This is a genomic window from Microbacterium wangchenii (assembly GCF_004564355.1).
GTDB classification, from domain to species: domain Bacteria; phylum Actinomycetota; class Actinomycetes; order Actinomycetales; family Microbacteriaceae; genus Microbacterium; species Microbacterium wangchenii.
In genome coordinates, this window is sequence record NZ_CP038266.1 from 3020343 (window position 1) to 3043613 (window position 23271).

At 70.5% G+C, this 23271-nt stretch carries 21 protein-coding genes; 5 read left to right on the top strand and 16 right to left on the bottom strand.

Translation table 11 applies throughout. The features are described 5' to 3' along the window. Positions 1–25: 25 nt before the first annotated feature. A complete protein-coding gene (locus tag E4K62_RS14665; RefSeq protein WP_135068693.1) occupies positions 26–1465 on the top strand; it encodes an amidohydrolase in 1440 nt (479 codons plus the stop codon). Between the two features lie 30 nt (positions 1466–1495). Here the strand turns inward: E4K62_RS14665 and E4K62_RS14670 are convergent, their stop codons facing one another. Both E4K62_RS14670 and E4K62_RS14675 read right to left on the bottom strand, forming a co-directional pair. After that, on the bottom strand, positions 1496–3475 hold the full coding sequence (locus E4K62_RS14670; protein WP_135068695.1) for an aldo/keto reductase: 1980 nt from the start codon (positions 3473–3475) through the stop codon (positions 1496–1498). A 28-nt stretch (positions 3476–3503) separates the two neighbouring features. Beyond that, on the bottom strand, positions 3504–4382 hold the full coding sequence (locus E4K62_RS14675) for a sugar phosphate isomerase/epimerase family protein (RefSeq protein WP_135068697.1): 879 nt from the start codon (positions 4380–4382) through the stop codon (positions 3504–3506). 185 nt (positions 4383–4567) lie between these two features. On the opposite strand from E4K62_RS14675, the gene E4K62_RS14680 reads away from it, so the two are divergent. After that, a complete protein-coding gene (locus E4K62_RS14680) occupies positions 4568–5797 on the top strand; it encodes an ROK family transcriptional regulator (RefSeq protein ID WP_135068699.1) in 1230 nt (409 codons plus the stop codon). A 4-nt stretch (positions 5798–5801) separates the two neighbouring features. Here E4K62_RS14680 and E4K62_RS14685 read toward each other — a convergent pair whose 3' ends face one another. After that, positions 5802–6323 carry a MarR family winged helix-turn-helix transcriptional regulator gene (locus E4K62_RS14685; RefSeq protein WP_135068701.1) on the bottom strand — a complete coding sequence of 174 codons (522 nt, stop codon included), beginning with the start codon at positions 6321–6323 and terminating at the stop codon, positions 5802–5804. 82 nt (positions 6324–6405) lie between these two features. Between E4K62_RS14685 and E4K62_RS14690 the strand changes: the two genes are divergently transcribed. Further along, complete coding sequence (locus E4K62_RS14690) at positions 6406–6834, top strand: DUF6069 family protein (protein WP_135068703.1); 429 nt, start codon at positions 6406–6408, stop codon at positions 6832–6834. Positions 6835–6852: 18 nt separating this feature from the next. On the opposite strand, the gene E4K62_RS18745 is transcribed toward E4K62_RS14690, so the two are convergent. Next, complete coding sequence (locus E4K62_RS18745) at positions 6853–6990, bottom strand: hypothetical protein (RefSeq protein ID WP_167747804.1); 138 nt, start codon at positions 6988–6990, stop codon at positions 6853–6855. A gap of 112 nt (positions 6991–7102) precedes the next feature. Here E4K62_RS18745 and E4K62_RS14695 point away from each other — a divergent pair, with 112 nt between their 5' ends. Further along, the gene (locus E4K62_RS14695; protein WP_135068705.1) at positions 7103–8293 is read left to right on the top strand and encodes a multidrug effflux MFS transporter; all 1191 of its coding nucleotides are present in this window, start codon (positions 7103–7105) and stop codon (positions 8291–8293) included. A gap of 19 nt (positions 8294–8312) precedes the next feature. Here E4K62_RS14695 and E4K62_RS18750 read toward each other — a convergent pair whose 3' ends face one another. From E4K62_RS18750 to E4K62_RS14720, 6 genes are all read right to left on the bottom strand, one after another. Continuing rightward, complete coding sequence (locus tag E4K62_RS18750; protein WP_167747805.1) at positions 8313–8465, bottom strand: hypothetical protein; 153 nt, start codon at positions 8463–8465, stop codon at positions 8313–8315. A gap of 55 nt (positions 8466–8520) precedes the next feature. Beyond that, the gene (locus E4K62_RS14700) at positions 8521–9489 is read right to left on the bottom strand and encodes an alpha/beta hydrolase (protein ID WP_135068707.1); all 969 of its coding nucleotides are present in this window, start codon (positions 9487–9489) and stop codon (positions 8521–8523) included. 86 nt (positions 9490–9575) lie between these two features. After that, positions 9576–10949, bottom strand: a complete 1374-nt coding sequence (locus E4K62_RS14705; protein WP_135068709.1) for an FAD-dependent oxidoreductase — start codon at positions 10947–10949, stop codon at positions 9576–9578. A gap of 50 nt (positions 10950–10999) precedes the next feature. Further along, positions 11000–12061, bottom strand: coding sequence for a polyprenyl synthetase family protein (locus E4K62_RS14710; RefSeq protein WP_374108152.1), 1062 nt, complete (start codon positions 12059–12061; stop codon positions 11000–11002). A 9-nt stretch (positions 12062–12070) separates the two neighbouring features. Next, positions 12071–12814 (bottom strand): demethylmenaquinone methyltransferase, encoded by a 744-nt coding sequence (locus tag E4K62_RS14715; RefSeq protein WP_135068711.1) that lies wholly within the window; start codon positions 12812–12814, stop codon positions 12071–12073. 67 nt (positions 12815–12881) lie between these two features. Beyond that, positions 12882–13412 carry a DUF402 domain-containing protein gene (locus E4K62_RS14720; RefSeq protein WP_135068713.1) on the bottom strand — a complete coding sequence of 177 codons (531 nt, stop codon included), beginning with the start codon at positions 13410–13412 and terminating at the stop codon, positions 12882–12884. 79 nt (positions 13413–13491) lie between these two features. On the opposite strand from E4K62_RS14720, the gene E4K62_RS14725 reads away from it, so the two are divergent. Continuing rightward, the gene (locus tag E4K62_RS14725) at positions 13492–14772 is read left to right on the top strand and encodes an isochorismate synthase (RefSeq protein ID WP_240742710.1); all 1281 of its coding nucleotides are present in this window, start codon (positions 13492–13494) and stop codon (positions 14770–14772) included. 7 nt (positions 14773–14779) lie between these two features. Here the strand turns inward: E4K62_RS14725 and E4K62_RS14730 are convergent, their stop codons facing one another. The 6 genes from E4K62_RS14730 to E4K62_RS14755 form a co-directional block, all read right to left on the bottom strand. Continuing rightward, positions 14780–17818, bottom strand: coding sequence for an alpha-mannosidase (locus E4K62_RS14730; protein WP_135068715.1), 3039 nt, complete (start codon positions 17816–17818; stop codon positions 14780–14782). Between the two features lie 38 nt (positions 17819–17856). Further along, positions 17857–18714, bottom strand: coding sequence for a carbohydrate ABC transporter permease (locus tag E4K62_RS14735; protein WP_135068717.1), 858 nt, complete (start codon positions 18712–18714; stop codon positions 17857–17859). After that, positions 18714–19655, bottom strand: a complete 942-nt coding sequence (locus tag E4K62_RS14740) for a carbohydrate ABC transporter permease (protein ID WP_135068719.1) — start codon at positions 19653–19655, stop codon at positions 18714–18716. Before E4K62_RS14740 ends, E4K62_RS14735 begins: the two co-directional genes overlap by 1 nt. Before the next feature lie 7 nt (positions 19656–19662). Next, positions 19663–21018: an extracellular solute-binding protein gene (locus tag E4K62_RS14745; protein WP_135068721.1), complete on the bottom strand. Its 1356-nt coding sequence runs from the start codon at positions 21016–21018 to the stop codon at positions 19663–19665. A 103-nt stretch (positions 21019–21121) separates the two neighbouring features. After that, the gene (locus E4K62_RS14750; RefSeq protein ID WP_135068723.1) at positions 21122–22345 is read right to left on the bottom strand and encodes an ROK family transcriptional regulator; all 1224 of its coding nucleotides are present in this window, start codon (positions 22343–22345) and stop codon (positions 21122–21124) included. A gap of 45 nt (positions 22346–22390) precedes the next feature. Then, entirely contained in the window at positions 22391–23248 is an 858-nt protein-coding gene (locus E4K62_RS14755; protein ID WP_135068725.1) for a PPK2 family polyphosphate kinase, read from the bottom strand. Positions 23249–23271 lie beyond the last annotated feature (23 nt).

Genomic DNA, 23271 nt, shown 5'->3' on the forward strand with positions numbered 1-23271 from the left:
ACGCCCGATGTGGGGAGGGACGGTCATGACCACAGTGCTCCGGAACGCGTGGGTGGGCGGTGGTGACGTTCTCGACGTGCGGGTCGAGAACGGGGCCATCACGCAGATCGGCGCAGGCCTGGAGCGGTCGGCCGAGGAGGTGGAACTCGACGGCCGCATCCTCCTTCCCGGCATGTGGGACAACCATGTGCATTTCACGCAGTGGGCGATGGTGCAGCAAAGGGTCGACCTGTCGGGGGCGAGGTCCGCCGCCGAGGCAGCCGCGCTCGTCACCACCGCTCTGGCCGACAGCGCCGAATCTCCGCTGATCGGGTTCGGGTTCCGCGACGGACTGTGGCCGGATGCTCCCACCCGCACCACGCTGGATGACGCGGCCGGTCGCCACCCTGTCGTGCTGGTGAGCGCCGACCTCCACACCGCCTGGCTGAACTCGGCGGCCCTCGAGCGGTACGGGCATGCAGATCACCCCACCGGTCTCCTGCAGGAGGAGCCGGCGTTCGAGGTCACCCGCCGCATCGGCACGGTTCCCGAGGCCACCCTCGATGCATGGGCGGCCACTGCGGGCGTGGAGGCCGCGCGGCGGGGTGTCGTCGGTGTCGTCGACCTGGAGATGACATGGAATCTCGACCCCTGGGTCCGGCGCACCGCGAACGGGTTCGAATCGCTGCGGGTGGAGTTCGGCATCTACACGCGAGACCTCGAGCGTGCCATCGGGATGGGGCTGCGCACAGGAATGGCGATCAACGATCTGGTCACCGTGGGCGGGTACAAGGTGCTCACGGACGGTTCGCTCAACACCCGCACGGCCTTCTGCCACGACGAATACCCGGGCTTGGAAGGACAGCCGAATTCCCGCGGACTGCTCGAAGTGCCGCCCGAGCGGCTCGTCCCGCTGATGCGGCGCGCATCGGAAGCGGGGCTCGTCCCCGACGTGCATGCGATCGGCGACAGAGCGAACACCCTGGCGCTGGACGCCTTCGAAGCCCTCGGGATCGGCGGGCGCATCGAGCACGCCCAGCTCCTCGACGAGTCCGACGTCGGCCGGTTCGCGAAGCTCGGCGTCGTGGCCAGCGTGCAGCCCGAGCACGCCATGGACGATCGCGACGTGGCCGATCGGTACTGGGCGGGGAAGACTGCTCGCTCCTTCGCGCTGAAGACCCTGCTGGATGCCGGTGCGGAGCTGGCGCTGGGTTCGGACGCACCCGTGGCTCCGCTGGATCCGTGGGTGACGCTCGCCGCTGCGGTCGACCGTTCCCGCGACGGCCGCCCCCCGTGGCATCCGGAGCAGGCGATCAGTGTGGAAGCGGCGCTGGCGGCGTCCACACGCACACGCGTCCAGGTCGGTCAGCCGGCCGACCTGATCGTCGTCGAACGCGACCCCTTCCACTGCACCTCCGACGAGCTGCGGTCGATGCCGGTGGCTGCCACCATGCTCGGAGGGCGCTTCACCCATCGGACGCTGTGACCTGTCCCCCGCCGGCTGCGGGGACGACCCCTACGCCTCGCGGATGTCGAGCCACGCGATCGTGGCGTCGTCCAGGTCGATGTCCAGCGCTGCCGTCGAGGTTCTCGTCTCAGCGAGAGTGCGCGGCCCGATCAGGGCGAACGTGGGGAACTTCTGCGTCAACACGTAGGCGAGGGCGACCGCAGTCGGGGAGACGCCGAGGTTGTCCGCGAGTTCTCGCACACGCCGGAGCCTTTCGAAGTTCTGCTCGCTGTAGTAGCACTCCACCAGGATCGGATCGGACAGGTCGGCGGGGTCGGCGCGGCTGAAGAACCCCCGCGCACCCGAAGCCCACGCGAACAGCGGGATCTGAGCCTCCTCGAGCCACCGCTTGGACGCGCTGTCGGTGACGTGCCGACTCCCAGGGAAGGGCAGTGCATAGGCTTCCGCGAGCCCGAAGTGATTGCTCAGCGCCGTGAAGCCCTGCGTGCCGTTCGCCCGCGCGTACTCGTTGGCGGCGTCGAAGCGTTCCCTGCTCCAGTTCGATCCGCCGAAGGCACGGATGGCCCCGGCTCGGTGGTAGCGGTCGAGGACGTCCACGAACTCCCCCACGGGGATCTCTTCGTTGTCGCGGTGCATGAAGTACAGGTCCAGGTGGTCCGTCTGAAGATCCTCGAGGGTCTCCAGCAGCTGGGACTCCAGATTCTCCGGATCGCAGTAGGGCGTGTGCGCGCCCTTCCCGATCACGAACACCTCCTCACGCACGCCCCGATTGGCCATCCACTGCCCGAACAGCTTCTGCTGCAGCCGATCGCCGTACTCATACGCGGTGTCGAACGCGTTCCCGCCGCGCTCGAAGAAGTCATCGAACACGACGCTCGCGAACCCGAGGTCGCGCTGGTTGTCGCAGCCGAAGACGAGACGCGAAATGGGCTTGTCCACGCCGGGGATCGTCCCGTAGGTCATCGAGTGGTCTCCGCGGACGAGGGGCCGCCTGCCGACAGTGGGGATGAACGCGTCGTCGTGTTCGAACGGGTAGCGGACGCCGGCCGCGGCCCGCCACCGGGCGAGGAGCTGCGCCAGCGCGATGGCTGTGCTCGCCGCATCCGGCGAGAAACCGGCTTCGGCGGCAGTGTGGACCGCGTCGGCCTCCCGCGCATACACCGCGGCCGGCTCGCACACCACGGCGCGTCGCCCCTCACCGGCGCGCGCCACCGTGAAGGTCGGCCGCTCGCCGGGCAGGACGGTCCAGGGCTGGGAAACCTCGATGACGCCCTCCGAGCCCCAGATCCGCAGCGGCGGAGTGTCCTCGAGCGAGATGGCGCTCGTCAGGTGGGCGGTGATGCCGTCGGCGAAGGTCAGCGAAGCGGTCGACCATTGATCGACCCCCGAGGGGTGCAGGGACGCCCGAGCGGTCAGCGTGACCGGATCGGGTTTGCGGCCGGTCGCGGAGACGACGGCCTGTGCCATCGAGGCCGCGTACCCGCCCACGTCGAGGATCGCTCCCCCGGCGACCTCGGGGTCGAACAGCCGGCCCGCGGGGTTGCCCGCCTGGAAGAGATACCCGGCCTCGATGTGCTGCAGGTCGCCGATCTCCCCCTCGGCGACGCGACGCAGGACCTCTTCGGTCTGGGGGTGGTACCGGTACATGTACGCCTCGACGAGCGCCACGTCCGCTCGCCGGGCAGCCTCGTGCACAGCCATCGCCTCAGCGAACGTGACGGTCAGCGGCTGCTCGCACAGGACGTGCTTGCCCGCTTCGGCGGCCCGCACGCTCCACACGGCGTGCTCTGTGTGCACGGTGGAGACGTACACCGCGTCGATCCCGGGATCGGCGATCAGCTCCTCGTACGACCCGTAGGCACGCGTCTGCGCTGATCCGTGTCGTGCAGCGAACGCCGCGGCGCGGGTGCCGTCGCGGCTGCCCACGGCGGCAAGCCGCCCGGACGCGCTGAGCGGCAACTGCTCGGCGAAGCGTTCGGCGACCTCTCCCAGGCCGAGAATTCCCCACCTGAACACCGTCGCGCTCATGGGAGCTCCCCTCCGAAACAGTCGGCGTTCAGGCGCGCGATTCCAGCTCCGTGCCGCGCAGACGGCTGAACGCGTCTCGGCTGATGCGCGCGGATTCGAGATCTTCGTTCGTGCTGAAGTCCTGCTCCAGCACCATGCAGCGGAAGGATGGCAGCTCGGCCAGCGTCGTGATGATGTCCTGGATGGGGAGGGTCCCCGTTCCGATCTCCACGAAGGACAACGGGTTCTTGACCTCCAGGAAGCGTTCCAGCGTGATGTTCTCGCGCGGATCGACGATGCCGTCGTAGAGGTTCAGAGGTTCAGAGAAGTCACGAGGGAAGTCCTTCTGATGGGTGAGGATCACGCGGTCGGCATACCGGTGGATCCACTCGAGCGGATCGTGGCCGCCGCGATACACCCAGAACGTGTCCATCTCGATCTTCACGAGCGCAGGATCGGTGTGCTCCAGGATCAGCTCGTACACGGGTGTGCCGTCGAATTCCTGGAACTCCTGGAAGTGATTGTGGTAGTAGAAGACCATCCCGCGCTGGGCGCACAGCTCCCCCACGCGATTGAACGCGTCTGCGCGCCGCTTGACGTAGTCGATGTCGCCATACGGGTAGAACTCGATGTCGCATCCGATGCCCGGACTGCCGATGCCGGCATGGAAGTCGAGCGTCGGCCCCAGCTGGGAGAGGTCGAGGGGATTGATGTGACTCCCGACGATCGAGAGCCCGTTGGCCTCGAGGACCGCAGCCAGGCGATCGACCGAGATCCCGAACCCGATCCCCGGATCGGTGTCTGCTTCGTGATTGGCGCCTTCCACGCGGGTGAACCCGAGTCCGGCCAGGCGCGCCAGCGTCCCCTCGGGATCCACGGCCATCGCGTTGCGCACGGAGTACAGCTGAATGCCGACCTCGACGCTCATGATTGCCCTTCCTCCGCACCGGACGGACCGTCCACGTGAATGCTGGCACGCTTATGTCTTGTAAACAAGCAAAAGCTCTTCCCTTCGCGGAAATTTGAGGCAATCAGGCACCCACAACGGATGCAGCGGCTCGCTGCCGGCATGAAGGCCGCCTCGTCGGACTGATCGGTGCGTAAACTCCCGACATGAGCCACCCTCAGGACGCCGTGGGCCTTGATGCCGGCGCAGTGGACCTGCTCAAGCTCCTGGCGGACCGCACCCCTCGGACACGAGCCGAGATCGCTCGCCTCACGGGCGCATCGCGTTCGACGGTCTTCAACCGGATCAACGCTCTGCGCAGAGCCGGACTCGTCGCGGCAGTCGGCGAGGGATCATCGACCGGGGGCCGACCATCCACGAGGTTCGCCCTCAACGACCGGGCGCGCACGGTGGGCGCCATGCAGATCGGGCGCCGACACTGCACGGTCGCGGTCGCCGACCTCGGAAGCGGGATCCTGGCTCGCGAGCGATTCGACATCCGACTCAGCGACGGGCCGGAGGTCGTGCTGGACCGCGCAGCGGAGGAGCTCGAACGGCTCATCCGGGAATTGCCGGCCGAGTACGGGCCCGTCGCGGTCATCACGGTCGGGGTCTCGAGCCCGATCGATCCCACGACCGGACTCATCTTCAACGTGAGCCCCATGCCGAACTGGTCCGCCTTCGCGCTCGAGCCGTGGCTGCGGGCGCGATTCGCCGTCGACATCCTCATCGACAATGACGCCACCCTGATGGCGATCGGCGAGCAAGCCGCGCACTATCCGTCGGCCGAGGACCTCATGTTCGTCACGGCCTCCAACGGAATCGGCCTCGGGCTCATCCTCCGGGGATCCGCCTACTCCGGTGCTCACGGCCTCGCCGGCGACATCGGCCACCTCCCGGTGCGTCGCCCCGACGCCGACGTTCCGTGCAACTGCGGCAACACCGGATGCCTCGTCGCCGTGGCGAGCTCGGATGCCATCTTCAGCGAGCTCCGCTCGCGGGGGGTGCAGGCGGAGAACGCCCAGGACCTGTTCGCCCTCGTCCGCGACGGCGACGTCACGACGGCGCATGTGCTCCGTCGTGCCGGACGCGACCTCGGCGATGTCCTCACCTCCTGCGTGACGCTGCTCAATCCCTCGGTGCTGGTCGTCGGAGGATTCCTCGCGTTCGCCGGCGACCACCTGATGGCAGGAATACGCGAGGTGCTCTTCGCCCGCTCCATCCCCCACATCACCGACAGCCTGACGATCGCGAAGACGCAGACCGAGCGTGATGCCAGCATCACGGGCGCAGCCATCCACGGGGCCCTGTGGACCCTGCGTCAGGAGAACATCACACGATTGCTCGCCACGGCGCCGGCCGGTGGCGCGCGGCAGGCATCCACCGCCGCCGGCTGATCCGTCAGCCGGCGGACGGCGTGCGGCCACCCACGTCGCGGGCCAGGGGCGCCAGGATACCGCCGGCATCCACCCCCGGCAGCAGCTTCGCGACCAGTCGGTCGAGCTGTGCCAGGTCGTGATCATCGAGCCGGTCGAAGAACAGCTCGTGCACGGCCGCGAGGTACCCCGGTGCAGCGGTGCGGAACAGCTCCTCTCCCCGGTCGGTGAGGGTGGCGACGGCGACCCGCCCGTCTTGCGTCGAGCGACTCCGCGCCACCCGCCCGTCGGACTCCAGCCTCGACACCACGTGCGACAGGCGCGAGAGCGACGAGGCCATCAGGACGGCCAGGCGCGACATCGGCATGGAGCGGTCCTCGCTGAGGTGGAGGTGGTTCAGGACGAGGAACTCGAACTGACCGATTCCCTGCTGGGCGAGCAGGCGGGAGTTCAGCTCCGCCGGGATGCCGTGCGCGACGATGGCGAAGCGGATCCACGCGGTGCGTTGCAGCACGCTCAGTTCGGGGCCCAGCGGTTCATTCGTCATCACCCCAGCATAAACGTTGACGCTTCAAGTATTCGGCCGTATCGTCGGTGCCCAACGCAGCGGATGTCCAGGGAGGAACGTGATGGGAACGAACAGCGAGGTCGATGTGTCCGTGTCACGCGGGCAGCGCAGGGCGTACCGCGCGCTGGCCGTGGCCGTGTCCGTGTGCGCGGCGCTGCTCGTGTGGGTGATCGCCTGGGCCGGCGGAGGCGGTCTCGAGGTCACGAGTCCGGCGGCCGGCACGCTTCGCATCGGAGCCGCCCTGGTCGTGGCGAGCGCACTCCCCCTGGCCCTCGCGGCATGGGGCGCCCTCGCACTGGCGGAGCGATTCACCCCCCGCCCACGGCGGGTGTGGACCGCGGTGGCCGTCGCCGTGCTGCTGCTGTCCCTGCCGCCGCTGCTCTTCCTGGAGGCGACGGACGCGACCAAGCTGACACTGGCGCTCATGCACGTGGTGACCGGCGTCGTCCTGATCGCGATGCTCCGTCGCAGCGCACGCCCCACGCGGTGAGTGGCGCTCCTGCGACGATCAGTCGTCGCCGGAGCCGGCGCCGTCCGCGCCGGACTCCATCTGCTCCTGCGGAGCCGCCGGCGGCTCGACGATCTGCTGCTCCGCCACGACGTCGTCGTGCCGGTCGTCGGGTGCGCTCTTCTCCGTGTTCGCCATCCCCCGAGCGTAAGGAGGTCACGGCACCGGGCACGGGGGCTTGACGCGCACGCGGAGGATCCATCCGACCCGCTCGCGGATGCCAGGATGAATCAGTGAGCGGAGCGAGGACATGAGGCGCCCCCGCTCGCTCACCCCCGGCCTGCTGGCGGTGCTCGGCTTCCTCTCCGCCGTGGGGCCGCTGGCAACGGACATGTACCTGGCGTCGTTCACCGACATGACCGGCGACCTGCGCACCGACGCCCCCTCCGTGCAACTGACCCTGACGGCGTTCCTGGCGGGCATGGGTGCCGGGCAACTCGTCCTGGGCCCGCTCTCGGACCGCTGGGGGCGCCGCGCCGTGCTGCTGACGGCGGTGTCGCTGTTCGCTGCGACGAGCGTGGCGATGGTCTTCACCCCGTCGATCGAGGTGCTCATCGGCCTGCGCCTCCTCCAGGGGTTCGCGGGAGCGGGGAGCGTCGTGATCGCCCGGGCGATCGCCGCCGACCTCAGCACGGGTGCCACGGCGGTGCGCGCCCTGAGCCTCATCGCGACGGTCGGTGCGCTCGGGCCCGTGGTGGCTCCGCCCATCGGCGGCCTCATCGCCCCGATCGCGGGATGGCGGGGCGTGCTGGCCGCCCTCGCGCTGGCGGCCGTGCTGATGCTGGCGCTGGCAACCGTCGTGGTGCCCGAGTCGCTGCCCCCGGAGAGCCGGCACACCGGGACCGTCCTCTCCGTCTTCCGGCGGTTCGGGCAGCTCGCGCGCGATGCGTCGTTCACCGCGTACGTGGTCGTGTTCGGCCTCGGGTTCACCGGCATGATGGCCTACATCGCGGCCTCCCCCTTCGTGGGTCAGGTCATGCTCGGGCTCTCGCCGCTGCTGTACTCGCTGTCGTTCGCCGCCGGCGGCGTCGCCCTCGTGTGCGTGAACCTCGTCAACGCGCGCGTGGCTCCACGGGTGGGACCCGAGCGGATGCTGCTGATCGGGGTCGCCGCGACCCTTACCGCCGGCGCGGCGATGACGGCGCTCGCGGCCACCGGCGCGCTCTCGGCGGCCCTGTTCATCGCCTACGCCTTCGTGATCACTGGCGGCGCCGGGCTGATCATGTCCAACGCCAGTGCGCTGGCCCTCGCACGCACCGGGCCGACCTCCCGCGGCGCCGGGGCGGCGCTGCTGGGCGCGACGCAGTTCGCCCTCGGCGGGTCGATCTCCCCCATCGTCGGCTTGTGGGGCGAAGGCACGGCACTGCCGATGGCCGTGGTCGGAACGTGCGCCGCGGCCGCCGCGCTGGTGTGCGCGCTCGTCGCACGGTCACGACACTGACGGATGCCTCATCCGCGGGTCACGCGGGCGTGCCGTCGACCCCGTCGTCTTCCTGCAGGGCCGGGCGATCCTCGGCGTCGATGCTCTCGCCGGTGCCACTGGGCTCGCCGGCGGACGTCGTGTCGGGCTCGGTGGTGGGTTCGATCGGCGGCTTCTCGCGGTCGATGTCCATGCCATCACTCCAGCACGGGTGCGTCCCACCCCGGACGGGGGTTGACACCCCGCCGTCAGCGGAGCCAGCGCATCCACCGGTCCAGGGTCGCGAACGCTGCCGCCCGCGGCTCGGGGCGGGAGCGGAACACGTCGTGGATCGCACCCTCGATGCGCGCGATGGTGACGAGCTCGCCTATGCGCGTCGCCGCGCGGGCGATGTCGTCGACGAAGAGCACCGAATCGGTCGAGGTCATGTCATCGCTCCACCGGATCGGCGGCGTCGAGCGCGCCGAGAGCAGCACGAGCGCGGGACATCCGACATCCACCCCGTCCGCGATCCGGCCATGCCCCGCCACGACGGCGGCCAGCCAGCGCGGATGCGTCGGGAACCCCTGCTCGGGCCGCCACGGTCCGACGCCCGCCGGGAGCACACCGATCTCGCGCTGCGCACGCGTATAGAACCCGAGGTCGAGGACCGGCTGCGCCCCGAGCGGATCGATGCGCGCGCGGGCGTTGATGAGCGGTGTCAGGGCCTGACGCCCGATCGGGCCCAGCTGGAGCTCGAGCCACGGGCTGTTCAGCACGAGAGCGGCCGCGCGGCCGCGGTGCCGGGCTGCCCACAGCGTGAGGGTGAGTCCGCCCGTGGAGTGTCCCAGCAGCACGAGCCTACGGGGGCCACGCGCGTCCACCTCCATCGCCGCGAGGGCGGCGGCGATGTCGAGGTCGTAGTCCTCGAGGGAGCGCACGTCGCCGGGGCGCTGCCCCGGCCGCAGGCTCCGGCCGTACCGGCGCAGGTCGAGCGCGAAGAAGCGGGCACCGCGTTCGGTCCAGAACTCCGCGACCTCGGTCTGGAAGAAGTAGTCCGACCAGCCGTGCACGTACAGCACGTCCACATCCCGCAGCGGACCCACCGTCCGCAGCAGGACAGAGGGGATGCTCCGCACCAGGGTCGCGACGATCTCCTCGCCGTCCTCGTGGCCGAGCGGGAGCGTCAGCTGCTCGAACCCCGGCCCGAGGATGTCGGCGCGCCACTGGCCACTCATCCTCCCACCCTACGGGCGGACCGATCCGCTCCCCCAGGGCCGCGCCCCCGCCCGGGCAGGGGTGCCCTCGAGCTGGAGGGGGTGGGTCACTCGCCGCGAGAGATCGAGACCATCTCGTCGCGAGGGACGACCTTGATGCGGGCGCGCTCGTGCGGGAGGCCGAGGGCCACTTCGTGCTCGTCGAGACGGTGCCATCCCTCGAGGTCGGTCCACTGGACCCCGCGCGACTCCAGCAGCGCGGGGATCGCCCCTTCCGACGCGTCCTCGGGCTGCCACCACGAACCCTGGTCGTTGATGAGATGACGCACGGTCTCCATCGCGTCCGATTTGGTGTGCCCGATGAGCCCGACCGGTCCCCGCTTGATCCACCCGGTGGCGTACACGCCCGGCACCGGCTCGTTGGAGTCCTTGTGCAGCACCTGGCCCTCGCGGTTGGGGATGACGCCGTGCCGCTTGTCGAAGGGCACACCCGGGAGCGGGGAGCCGAAATAGCCCACCGCGCGGTAGAGCGCCTGAATGGGGATCTCGCGCAGTTCGCCGGTGCCGACCACGCCGCCCTCGCCGTCGGGGCGCGTGCGCTCGTAGACGAACCCCGACACGTGGCCGGCCTCATCCGTCTTGACCTCGACGGGCTTGGCCCAGAAGTGCAGGTGCAGGCGGCGGGACGCCTCGCCGCCGGCGTTGTTCACGCTCGGACGCTTGCGCCAGGCCTGCAGCACGCGATCGATCACCATGACCTGCTTGTTGCTGGCGATGGCCGCCTTGGAGGCCTCGTCGTAGTCGAAGTCCTCGTCGTACACGACCATGTCGACGTCGTGGAGCTCGCCGAGCTCGCGCAGTTCGAGCGGGGTGAACTTGACCTGCGCGGGGCCGCGGCGTCCGAACACGTGCACGTCGGTGACGGGTGAGGCCTTCAGGCCCTCGTACACGTTGTCCGGGATCTCGGTGGGCAGCAGGTCATCGGCATGCTTGGCGAGCATGCGAGAGACGTCGAGGGCGACGTTGCCGTTGCCGATGACGGCGACCGAGGCGGCGTCCAGCGGCCACGTACGCGGCACGTCGGGGTGACCGTCGAACCAGCTGACGAAATCGGCCGCGCCGTACGAGCCCTCCGCGTCGATGCCGGGGATGTCGAGGCTCGTGTCGCGGACCGCGCCGGTGGCGAAGATGACCGCGTGATAGTGGCGCTTGAGGTCTTCGAGCGTGATGTCCTGGCCGTAGCGGACGTTGCCGAACAGGCGGATGTCGCCGCGGTCGAGCACCTCCCGCAGTGCGGTGATGATGCCCTTGATGCGCGGGTGGTCGGGGGCGACGCCGTAGCGGACGAGCCCGTAGGGCGCGGGCAGCTGCTCGAACAGATCGATCGACACATCGAACTTGCGCTCGGCCTTGAGCAGGATGTCGGCCGCGTAGATGCCGGCGGGTCCGGCGCCGACGATGGCCAGCCTGAGCTTGGTCATGAAGATCCTTTCGGGTTTTCCGGACACCGGTCGCTGCGCGCGTTCGAAGGTCAGCTGGAGCGGTCGGCGACAGCCTGCGCGAAGCGCGTGAGCGCCTCGCGCACGGGGCCGTCGGGAACCGGGCCCAGCGCCGCGATCGCTTCGGCCGACCAGGAGTGGGCCAGATCGAGGGTCGCACGGGTCGCCTCGTGATCGCGCAGCTCGGCGAGCGCGCCGTCGAGGATCCCCGGGTCGGCGCCGCCGGCGATGCGCGCCACGCCGTCGTCGATGCGCGCGTGCAGGTCGCGGGATGCCGCATCCTGACGCTGCCCGAGCAGCAGGTACGGCATCGTCGGCACACCCGCGCGCAGGTCGGTGCCGGGCACCTTCCCCGTCTCGTCGGGGTCGTCGGAGAGGTCCAGCACGTCGTCCAGCAGCTGGAACGCGACTCCGGCCTTCTCGCCGAAGACGCGCACGGGCTCTTCGTACTCCTCGGGGCCGCGCGCGAAGACGACACCCGCCTCGGCGGCGGCGGCGATGAGCGATCCGGTCTTGTCCGAGAGCACCTGCAGATAGAAGGCGACCGGATCGTCGCCGGCCTGCGGGCCCACCGTCTCGTGCATCTGCCCGAGGACGAGCCGCTCGAAGGTGTCGGACTGCAGCCGGATGGCGCGGTCGCCGTGCCGGGCCATGATCCCGCTGGCGCGGGAGAACAGCAGGTCGCCGGTGAGGATCGCGATGTTGTTGCCCCACACCGTCTGCGCGCTGGGGACCCCGCGGCGGACGTCCGCGCCGTCCATCACGTCGTCGTGGTACAGCGAGCCCAGGTGGGTCATCTCCAGTGCGGTCGCGCCCTGCACGACGGCATCGGTCACGCCGTCCCCCAGCTGCGCGGTGAGGATCGCCAGCATCGGACGCACGCGCTTGCCGCCGGCCTCGTAGAGGTAACGGCTGGTCGCATCAGCGAGGGAATCTGTGACGCGCAGTTCGCCGGCGAGGCTCTGCTCGACGCGCTCGAGTCCGGCCTCGACCGTGGCGAGGAGCTTGCGGGAACGGACGCCGGCGAAAATGCGGTCGGCGAGGCCCAGTTTGCCCGCCATCTGCGAGCCCGCAGCGGAAGGTCTGGGGGTCACCGTCCCACCCTACCCCGCCAGGCTGGAGGCCTCTGTTCCCGGAGCGATGCCCCGGTGCAGCGCCACGATCCCGAACGACAGGTTGCGGTAGGCGACATCCGTCCAGCCCGCTTCCCGCAGCCACCTCGACAGCGTGCGCTGGTCGGGCCACGAGCGGATCGACTCGTTCAGGTAGTCGTACGCCTCGGCGTTGGAGCTGACCGCCTTGGCCACGAGCGGCAGGATGCGGCCGTTGTAGAAGCGGTACAGCTCGGCGAAAGCACGTGCGGGCGGGTGGGAGAACTCGCAGATCACGATGCGGCCACCGGGCTTGGTGACGCGGCGCAGTTCGCGCAGCGCCGCACGCGGGTCGTGAACGTTGCGCAGTCCGAACGACATCGTCACCGCGTCGAACTCGGCATCGCCGAAGGGGAGGTCGGTCGCGTCGGCCTGGACGAACGACAGGTTCGGGATGCCGCCGTGGCGGCGCCGGCCCTCCGCGATCATCCCGGGCGAGAAGTCGGCGGCGATGACCTCGGCGCCGCTGCGGGCCAGCGACACCGAACTGGCGCCGGTCCCGGCCGCCAGATCGAGGATCCGCTGCCCCGGGCGCGGGGCCACCGCGCGGGTGGTGGCGACGCGCCAGAACCGGTCGTTGCCGAGGCTGAGGACGGTGTTGGTGCGGTCGTAGGCGGGCGCGACCTGGTCGAACATGCCGCTGACGCGTGCCGGGTCCTTGCCGAGGTCGGCGCGATTCGGCTCGGGAGTGGTCACGTGTCGAGTCTAGGCCGGGCGGATGCGCCGCCCCACCGTGCACGCACCCCGCCCGGGACGGTGCGAGTCAGCCGGGGAAGGAGGCGAGCGCGTCGAGCCAGCGGCCGATCGTGGCGTCGTCGAAGGGGGCCCGCCGCCGCCGCACCTGCAGCTCGAGGTCCAGGGCGACCGACTCCAGGCGCTCGACGATGTCGAGCGGGTAGCCGTACTGCACGCGGTGCTCGTCCCACTCGTCGCGGTCGTCGATCCAGATGCCGCGGCCGGCTTCCTCGACCACATCGAGGTCCATGTCGATGCCGGTGGGCTCGTCGCCCTCCCAGCCCACGTCCCATGCGAGGTCGATGTAGACGCGCGTGGGGTGCGGGGCGGCGTTGGAGGTGAACGTCCACTCCCCGCTCGGCGGGATCAGGGTGACATTGGGCTGTCGTGCCCGCACATCGCGGCCGGGGCGCACGCTGCGCCATCCGGCCTGCTGCCCCACCCAGTCGCCATGGTCATCGCGGCCCAGGTACACGCACTCGTGCTCCCAGTGCACACCGCCGTCCCACTTGCGCCAGCGGAACATCACGCGGGTGCCGGGGGCAGGACGAGGGATCACGATCGCAGTCTAGGGATGCGGCGCCCACCCCGGGCCCTTCCCCAGGATCGCTGACCGGGCGCGAACTAGGCTGAGAGTCGTGCCTTCGCCCGCCTCGCTTCCGATCCCGCGGCTGCGCGTCGTCACGCGCGAGATCGCGACGGTGGACGACGTCCTCGCGCATTCCGCCGCCACCGACCCGCTCTTCTGGAGTCGCCGCGGCGATGCGCTGGCCGGTTTCGGCGTCGCTCTGCGACTGGAGGCGGCGGCGGGCGCCCTGACTCCGGCGGCCGAACTGGCCGTCCGCTGGCGCGCGGTCGCGGCAGCCGCCGACATCGACGACGCCGTGGGGATCCCGGGAACCGGCCTGGTCGCGTTCGGCTCCTTCGCGTTCGACCCCAGCTCCGCTCACGCGAGCGTGCTGACCGTGCCGGCGACGCTCGTGGGGCGGCGCGGCGGGCGCACGTGGGTCACGCACGTCCGCGTCGACGACCCCGTTCCCGCCGAGGACGCCACCGCGCTCCCGCCCGCGACGCCGTACGGGCCGCACTGGTCGGCGACGCTCGGCCCCGGGCGCATGAGCGCACAGGGGTACCAGGACGCGGTGCGCGCGGCGCTGGCGGCGATCGCCCGCCACGACGTCGAGAAGGTCGTCCTGGCCCGCGACGTCGTGGGCACCGCGCCCTCCGGAGCCGACCTCCGCCGCCTCGTCCGCGCCCTGCTGTCGGGTTACCCGGACTGCTGGGTGTTCGCCGTCGACGGCCTGATCGGGGCGAGCCCCGAGACCCTGGTGACCGCCTCGCACGGCACCGTCACCGCGCGCGTCCTCGCCGGGACGATCGCCCGCGGCGCCGACGCGGATGCCGACACCGCGGCATCCCTGTTCCTCTCCGACAGCGGGAAGGACCAGGACGAGCACCGCTTCGCCGTGCAGAGCGTGTTGGACGCGCTGCGCCCGCACACGAGCGCCCTCGCCGCGGCCGAGCAGCCGTTCACGCTGCGCCTGCCGAACGTGTGGCACCTCGCCACCGATGTGGAGGGGGAGCTGGACGACGGATCGTCCTCCCTCGACCTCGTCGCGGCACTGCATCCCACGGCAGCGGTCGCGGGGACCCCGACCCCCGCCGCGATGGCGATGATCCGCCGGCTCGAACCCTTCGACCGGGGCCGGTACGCCGGAGCGGTCGGATGGATCGACGCCTCCGGGGACGGGGAGTGGGCCATCGCGCTGCGCTGCGCCCAGTTCGATCTGCCCGACGCCAACGGCGCCCTGCCCCTCACCGCCTATGCCGGAGCGGGCATCGTCGCGGGCAGCGACCCGGAGACGGAACTGCTGGAGACGCGCGTGAAGTTCCGGCCGATCGTCGAAGCACTCGCCTGAGCCGGGGTCAGCGGGCGAAGCGCAGCGTGACGAGCTGGAACGGCCGCAGCTGCAGCGTCACCTCGAGCCGTTCGCCCATCTGCACGTCCACGACCGCGGATGCCGTGAGCGCGCGCTCGAGCAGGTCGGTCTCCGTCACGGCGGTTGCGGCGAACCCCGTCGACAGGCTGGCCGTCGTGCGGCGTCCGAGCGCTTCGTACAGACGGACGACGACGTCGCCGCTGCCGTCCTCGGCCAGTTTGACCGCTTCCACGACGACGCCGGGGGCGGACACGGACACGAGCGGCGGGATGTCCGTCGCGGCGGCTCCGGTCACGACCCGCTCGGGCAGGTTCATCCGGTAGCCCTCCGCGACGGCATCGGCGACCTCGGCGCCGATGACCAGACCGACCCGCAGCGCGTGCGCCCCCTGATCCTGCGTGGGATCGGGGAACAGCGCCGCGCGGATGAGCGACAGCCGCACGATGGAGACCGTGCCGCCGCCGGTGGAGCGCGGAGCGCGCGTGATGTCATGGCCGTAGGTGGAGTCGTTCACGACGGCGACGCCGAAATCGGGTTCGGCGACGCGCACCCATCGGTGCGCCACGGTCTCGAAACGGGCCGTGTCCCACGAGGTGTTCGTGTGGGTGGCGCGGTCGATGTGGCCGAACTGGATCTCGGAGGTCGCCCGGTCGGTGTGCACGTCGATCGGGAAGGCGAGCTTCAGGAGCTTCTGCGTCTCGTGCCAGTCCAGCTCGAAGGCGAACTCCACCGTGTGCGAGCCGGCCTCCAGCGAGATCCGCTGCACGATGCGCGAGTCGCCGAAAGACCGTTCCACCACGACCGCGTCCTCCACCGCCACGACGCGGTCGGCATCGGTCAGCTCCGTCACGGTCGCGCGGTAGTGCACGTCGACGTCCCACGCATCCCACTGCGTCGGGGTGTCGCGATGCAGCTGCAGCAGTCCACCCGCGGCATCCGGCGGGATGCATTCGCGCCCGGTGGCGAGATCGACCGCTGAGGTCACCAGCCCGCGCCGGTCGATCACGACGCGGACGACGCCGTTGTCGAGCACCCACCCGGCGGCCTCGGCACGCGGGACCGTGCCGGCGGTGGCCGTGCGGGGAGCAGCCGACAGGGCATGCACACCGCGACGGGCATGCGGCGCCGCGTTGGCGGTGAGGGTGTGCGCGCCGTCCCCGGCCAGGCGGCGCAGGCTCGCGTCGATGATGTCCTCGAGCTCGCGCGCGACGTGGACGTAGTTGCGCTCGGCGTCGCGGTGGACCCACGCAATGGAGGACCCGGGCAGGATGTCGTGGAACTGCTGCAGCAGCACCGTCTCCCACGCGCGCGACAGGCGCTCGGCCGGATACTCCGCGCCTGTGTGGACGGTCGCGGCCGTCGCCCACAGCTCCGCTTCGCGCAGGAGGTGCTCGCTGCGCCGGTTGCCCTGCTTCGTGCGGAGCTGGCTCGTATACGTGCCGCGGTGGAACTCCAGGTAGAGCTCGCCCACCCACACCTCGGGGTCGGGGTATTCTGCCTCGGCCGTCTCGAAGAACCGACGCGGGGACGAGTGCACGACGCGGGGCGAGCCCTCCAGCGACTGCGCACGGGCGACGGCCGCGGCCATCTCCCGCGTCGGGCCGCCCCCGCCGTCGCCGTAGCCGTAGGGCAGGAGCGACACGGTGCCGCGTCCCTTGTCGGCGTAGTTCCGCTCGGCGTAGGCGAGCTCGGCGGCGGACACGGTGGAGTTGTACGTGTCTACCGGCGGGAAGTGGGTGAACAGTCGCGTGCCGTCGATCCCCTCCCACTGGAACGTGTGGTGGGGGAAGCGGTTGGTCTCGTTCCACGAGATCTTCTGCGTGAGGAACCACCGCGCGCCGGCGGCGGCTGCCACCTGCGGCATCGCGCCGGTGTAGCCGAACGAGTCCGGCAGCCACACCTCCCGCGTGTCGATGCCGAACTCGCGCAGGAAGAAGCCCTTCCCTGCGACGAACTGCCGCGCCAAGGCCTCCCCGCCGGGCATGTTCGTGTCCGATTCCACCCACATGCCCCCCACGGGGACGAACCGGCCCTCCGCCACCCGCGCGCGGATGCGCTCGAACAGGTCGGGGTAGTACTCCTTCATCCACGCGTACTGCTGCGCCGACGACGCCGCGAAGACCACCCCCGGGTCTTCGTCCATGAGCGACAGCACGTTGGAGAACGTGCGGGCCACCTTGCGGACGGTCTCGCGCACCGGCCACAGCCACGCGGAGTCGATGTGGGCGTGACCGACCGCGTGCAGCGTGTGCGCACTGGCGGCCGCGGGGCGGGCGAGCGCCGGCGCGAGCACGGCACGACCGGCGGTCGCCGTGCCCGCGACGTCGTGCGGATCCACGGCGTCGATCATCCGCTCGAGCGCCGCGACGATGTCGGCCTGGCGCGGCGAGGCCGGATCCAGCTGCGCCGCGAGACCGTGCAGGGCCACGGTGTCGGCCAGCAGGCCGGCCACCTCCAGGTCGCGCAGTCGCACGTCGACATGACGGAGGCGGTAGACCGGATCCGTGCCCGCGGTGAGCGGATCCCCCACGGGTGTCGGCGCGAAGGTGAACAGGCTCCCGACATCGGGGTTGGACGCCCCTTCGATGTAGACGTCGACGGCGCCGTCGGCGCCGACGGCCTCGATGACGGCGTTGTTCAGCGGGGCGATCCCGCGCACCGGCCGGCCGTCGGGAGACCACACCATCGCCTCGCACTGGAAGCCCGGCTGGCCGATCGTGAAGCCGAGGTCGGCCACCAGTTCGGCTCGTGTCCCGGCCGGCAGCGCACCGTCCGCCCCGCGCCAGCGGTCGGGCACCGCGCCCGTCACGCGGAACCAGGTCGTGCCCCACGGGCGACCCCACGCCTCCCCCGCGGAGATCGGCCGGTACTCGCCCGCAGCCGCCTCCGCGAAGGTCACCGGCTCACCGGGTGCCTCCCAGCACGTCACCTCGAGAGGGTGCGCGTCGCGGTGCACGGCGGGCAGGAGCCGTTCGCGGATGAACCGGTCGACGCGGAGTGCGGCCAGGGTGGAGCGGTCGTGCATGTCGTGCCTTCCGGTGGAGCAGTGGGGAGAGGAGGCGGTCAGCCCTTGACGGAGCCGGCGAGGGCGAAGGCCCCGCCGGAGAGCTTCTGGACCAGGACGTAGAGGAGGACCATCGGTGCGGCGTAGAGCACCGAGTACGCGGCGAGCTGCCCGTAAGCGACCGAGCCGTACTGCCCGAAGAAGTTGAAGATCGATACGGCAGCGGGGAGGTTCGACGACGTGAACAGCAGCACGAAGGGAACGAAGAAGTTCCCCCACGCCATGGTGAACACGAAGATGAACACCACGCCGATACCTTGCCGCATGAGCGGGATGACGATGCGGCCGAGCGCCTGCATCGACCCGGCGCCATCGACCCACGCGGCCTCCTCCAGGGAGATGGGCACGGAGTCCATGAAGTTCTTCAGCATCCAGATCGCCATCGGGAGCGATGTGGCGGCCATGAAGACGACGACGCCCCACACCGAGTCGAGCAGTCCGAACGACACGAACAGCGCGTAGACCGGCACCATCATCGCGGTGATGGGCAGGCCCGTGCCGAAGAGGATCCCGTACATGAACGTCTGCTGGAACCGCATCGAGTACCGCGAAAGCGGGTAGGCCGCGAGCACACCGGCCACCACCGTGATGACCGCGGTGCCGAGGGAGATCACGACGGAGTTCAGCAGGGGCTGCCACGTCAGTTCCCACGTCATCACCTGCGTGTAGTTCTCCAGCGTCCACGTCCCCGGCAGCTTCATCGTGACCTGCGCGTCGCCGTCGAAGGAGGCGAAGACGATCCACAGCAGCGGCACGAGGAACAGCACGCCGATCACGGCGAGGAGAATCGAGGACAGCACGGTCTGCGGGCGCCGGCGCGGCGCGGAGACGGACACTGCCGCGGTGGAGGTCGCCATCACACCACCTCCGGCTTGAGGATCCTGATGTAGATGGCCGAGAACACGGCGCCGATCAGCAGCGTGACGGTGGCGATGGCCGTGCCGTAGCCGACCTGTGCGAACTTGAACGCCTCCTGGAAGGCGAGCACCGGCAGTGTCGAGGACTGGGTGCCCGGCCCGCCGCCGGTCATCACCCAGATGAGGGTGAACACGCCGAGGGTCTGCAGGGTCGTGAGGAGCAGGTTGGTGGAGATCGACCGGTTGATCACGGGAAGGGTCACGCGCGTGAAACGCTGCCACGCGCCGGCACCGTCGATCGTGGCCGCCTCGATCAGCTCGGGCGGCACTTCGGACAGCGCGGCGTTGTAGACCATCATCGAGAAGGCGGTGCCGCGCCAGATGTTCGCGAGGATGACCGACAGCATCGGGAAGTAATACAGCCAGCTCGTGCCCTCCAGCCCGAACCAGCCGAGGAACGCGTTGAGCGTGCCGTCGGTCTGGAAGAAGGCGTACAGGGCGAAGGCCGCCACGATCTCCGGCAGCACCCACGCGAGCACGACGAGCCCTCCCACCAGGGACCGCAGCGGCTTGACCGCGCTGCGCAGGAGCACGGCCAGCAGCATCCCGAGCACGTTCTGGCCGATCACGGCCGAAGCGAGGACGAACACCACCGTGAGCCCGAGCGAGAGCCAGAAGTCCGGGGATGCGAACAGCTCGGTGTAGTTGGCGAAGCCGATGAACTGCGGGTCGGCGGCGCGCGGCCCCGTCATCGCCCGGTCGGTGAGGGATCCGTAGAGCGAGTAGACGATGGGACCCAGCATGAACGCCAGCAGCAGCAGCGTCGCGGGCAGGAGTGACAGCAGGCGAGCGGCCATGCGGCCGGGCCGCCCGGGCCGGGAGGGTGTCCCCCGGCCCGGACGGTGCCGACCACCGGTCGTGAGGGTGGCGGTGGCGGTCATCGCGGGTTCAGCCCGCCTGCGTGTTCTCTTCGCCGACGATGCCCACGAGAGCCTGGTCGTACGCGGTCTGCGCGTCCTCGGGCGTGGTCTGCCCGGTGTACACGCCCTCGGTGGCGACCGGGATGTTCGAGGAGATCTGCGAGTAGTCCGGCGTCGCGGGGCGGAAGTTCGTGTACGGGACCAGCGAGGAGAAGAACTCGAACGACGGGTTGAAGTCGAGGTACTCCTGGCTTTCGGCGACGTCGGTGCGCACGGCGATCTGGCCGGCCTCCTGGTGGTACGTCAGCGCGTTGTCGAAGGTCAGAGCCTGCGCCATGAAATCGAAGGCCGCCTGCGGGTCGGAGGCGTTGGCGCCCATCGAGAGCGTCCATCCGCCCGACATCGAGGTGAAGCCCTCACCCCCGCCGTCCTGCGTGGGCATCGCGGCGAACCCGAGCGTCTCCTCCCACTCCGGCCATTCGTTCTCGCCGTTGATCCAGTTGCTCGGCAGCCACGAGCCGTCCAGCGCGATCGCGATGCCGCCCTGCGGGAGCAGCTCGGTGCTGACCTTCGTCCCCCAGCCGGCGTCCAGGGCCAGCGCAGGGTCGGGGCCGAGCTTCTCCTCGGCGACGGTCTGGTAGAACTCCAGCGCGTCGAGGAAGCCCTGTGATCCGGTCACCCACTTGTTCGACTCGGTGTCCATGAGCTCGTCCCCGGTGCCGTACAGCAGCATCTCGAAGCCCTGCATGGAGGTCGCCTCCCCCAGCGCCTGCGCTGCGTAGACGTTCAACGGGATGACGTCGGCATTGCTCTCCTGCACCGCACGCGCGGCGTCCAGCACGTCGTCCCAGCTCGTCGGAGCCCAGTCCTCGGGAAGGCCGGCGTCGGCGAAGATCTCCTTGTTGAAGTACAGGCCGCGCGTGTCGGTGCCCAGCGGCACCCCATAGATCTTGCCGTCATCGCCGAGTCCCGCCTGGCGGGCGCCCTCGTCGTACTGCTCCCACTCGTCCCACTCGGCGACGAACTCGTCGATCGGCTGCAGGTAGCCGGCCGCGGCGTCGGAGCGGATCTGGAAGGTGTCTTCGTAGATCACGTCGGGCGCGGTGTCGGCGGATCCGTTCATCAGCGCGAGCTTGGTGAAGTACTGATCCTGCTCGGCCTCGATCGGCATGAGCTCGACCGAGCGATCGGGGAACTCCTCCTCGTACTGCTCTTTGACCTTCTTCATGAGTTCGTCCATCGCGGTGAACGATTTGGTCTTCTGGTAGGCGACGCGGATGGTTCCATCGGACGCCTCCGACTCGGCACCTCCGCCGCATCCGCTCAGCGCCAGTGCCGTGGCGGTGAGGCCGGCGAGGGCGAGAGTCGTCGTCGATCTCTTCATGGTCGAAGCTCCTTTGCTCGTTCCGCAGTGCGCCCGGGGTGCGCCCCTCTTTTCTAAACCAACTGGAGTAAATGGGCAAGAGTGCGCCGAACCGGACCGCGGGTCAGCCCGAGGAGATCATCAGATCGGCCGGGCGCGCCGTGAGCGCGGAATCGAGCACGAGGCACGCGGCGCCCACCGCGGCGACGTCGGTTCCGAGCGCGCTGTCGAGCAGCCGGATGCCGCGCACCGTCGCGGTGGCGCGGCTGGCGGCCACCGCGCGCTCCAGCACGGGGCGCGCCGCCTCGGCCAACCGGCTCCACAACGGTCCCCCGACCACCACGACGTCGGCGTCGAGGAGATTGTTGATCTGGACGACGGCACGCGCGAGGTTCTCCCCGACCCGCTCGACAGCGGCCGCGGCGCGCGCATCCCCGCCCCGTGCACGGCGCGTCAGCACGTCGACGTGGGCCCGCAGCTCCGGAGCGGTCGGCGCCGCACCCGCCCGCAGAACCCCTCCGTCGACGAGGAGCCGCTCCGGCGCGATCGCTGCGCCCAGGCATCCGCGGTGCCCGCACTCGCACAGCGGGCCATCGCGCTCGACGCCGAGGTGGGCGACGTCGCCGGCGTTGCCGGTGCGGCCCCGCAGCGGCGTGCCACCCATCGCGAGCCCCATTCCGACCCCGGCGCCGTAGTACACGAAGATCGCGTCGTCGAGCTCCTGGTCGGCATCCATCCACAGCTCCCCCACCATTGCGGCCACGACGTCCTTCTCCACCGTCGTGGGGAGCCCGGTGGCCGCGAACAGGTGCTCGCGCAGAGGGGCGTGATGCCACGCCGGTGCCAGCAGGGGCGGCTCGAACAGTGCTCCGCGCTCGGCGTCGAAGGGGCCGGGCGCGGCCACGCCGATGCCCAGGACGCGCTCGCGCGGGACGCCGGCGGCGGTCAGCAGCTCCTCGACGGCGTCGGCCAGATCGGCGACGAGGTCGGCGGCGGTGCCCATCTGAGGCGGAGTGCGCTCGCTGTGGGCGATGACGGCGCCGGTCAGATCGACCACGACGAACGTGTCGACGGCGGGGTCGAGATGGATGCCGACCGCGCAGCGGGCGGCGGGGCGCAACTGCAGCGGCGTGCGCGGCTTCCCGGGTCCTGCGGCGACCGGGGTGCCCTCGACGATCCACCCCTCGCCCACGAGCCGACGCGCGACGTTGCTGAGCGTCTGCGCCGACAGTCCCGTCCGCTCGGCGAGCTCGGTACGGCTGATGCCCTCCGGCGCTCGGCGGATGAGGTCGAGCACCAGCGTCTGGTTGTACGTGCCCACCGCCGGCAGGTTCGACCCGCGTCTCATGAATCCCTCCGGTCGCACCCTACTGCGCCCCGGCAGTGCGAGGCCTCACGTCGCCGCCAGCCGCGCCTTCTCCCGTTCGACGTCGTAGTCCGGTGCCGGCCAGGTCGGGTTCAGCCCCGCCAGCGCCTCGGCCAGCAGTTCCTGTACGGCCAGCCGCGCGTACCATTTGCGGTCGGCGGGCACCACGTGCCACGGCGCCGCCTCGCTGGAGGTGCGCTCGATGGCCACCTGATAGGCGGCCATGTAGTCGTCCCAGCGCTCCTGCTCGTCGACGTCGCCCGGGTTGTACTTCCACTGCTTGTCGGGGCGGTCGAGCCGGTCGGCCAGCCGTTTCCGCTGCTCTTCGCGGGAGAGGTGCAGCATGACCTTGACCCACCGGATGCCGCGGGCCGCCGCATCCGCCTCGAACTCCTCGATCGCGCCGTAGCGCCGTTGGATCTCCTCCGGCGGAGCAAGGGCGCGCACGCGGCCGATCAGCACGTCTTCGTAGTGCGAACGGTCGAACACCCCGATGCGGCCGGGCTCGGGCAAGCGCCGTTCGACCCGCCACAGGAAGTCGTGGGCGAGCTCCTCCTCGGTCGGCTTCTTGAACGCGGCCAGCTCCACGCCCTGGGGATCGACGGCGCCCACCACGTGCCGCACGACGCCGCCCTTGCCGGCGGTGTCCATGGCCTGCAGGAGCAGCAGCACCGACCCCTCAGCCGTACCGGCGACGCTCTGTGCGAACAGGCGCTCCTGCAGCTCGCCCAGCCGCGTGGCACCCTCCGCCAGGTCGTCGACGCCGTCACGTTTCCTCCCCGTGTACCCCGGCGTCGAGTCCGGATCGACATCCGCGAGGGCGAAACCCGCTCCGGCGCGCAGCACCTCCGATGCAGCGGTGCGCCACCGCGCGGAAGTGGTCATGCCCTCATGATGGCGGCCCGCAG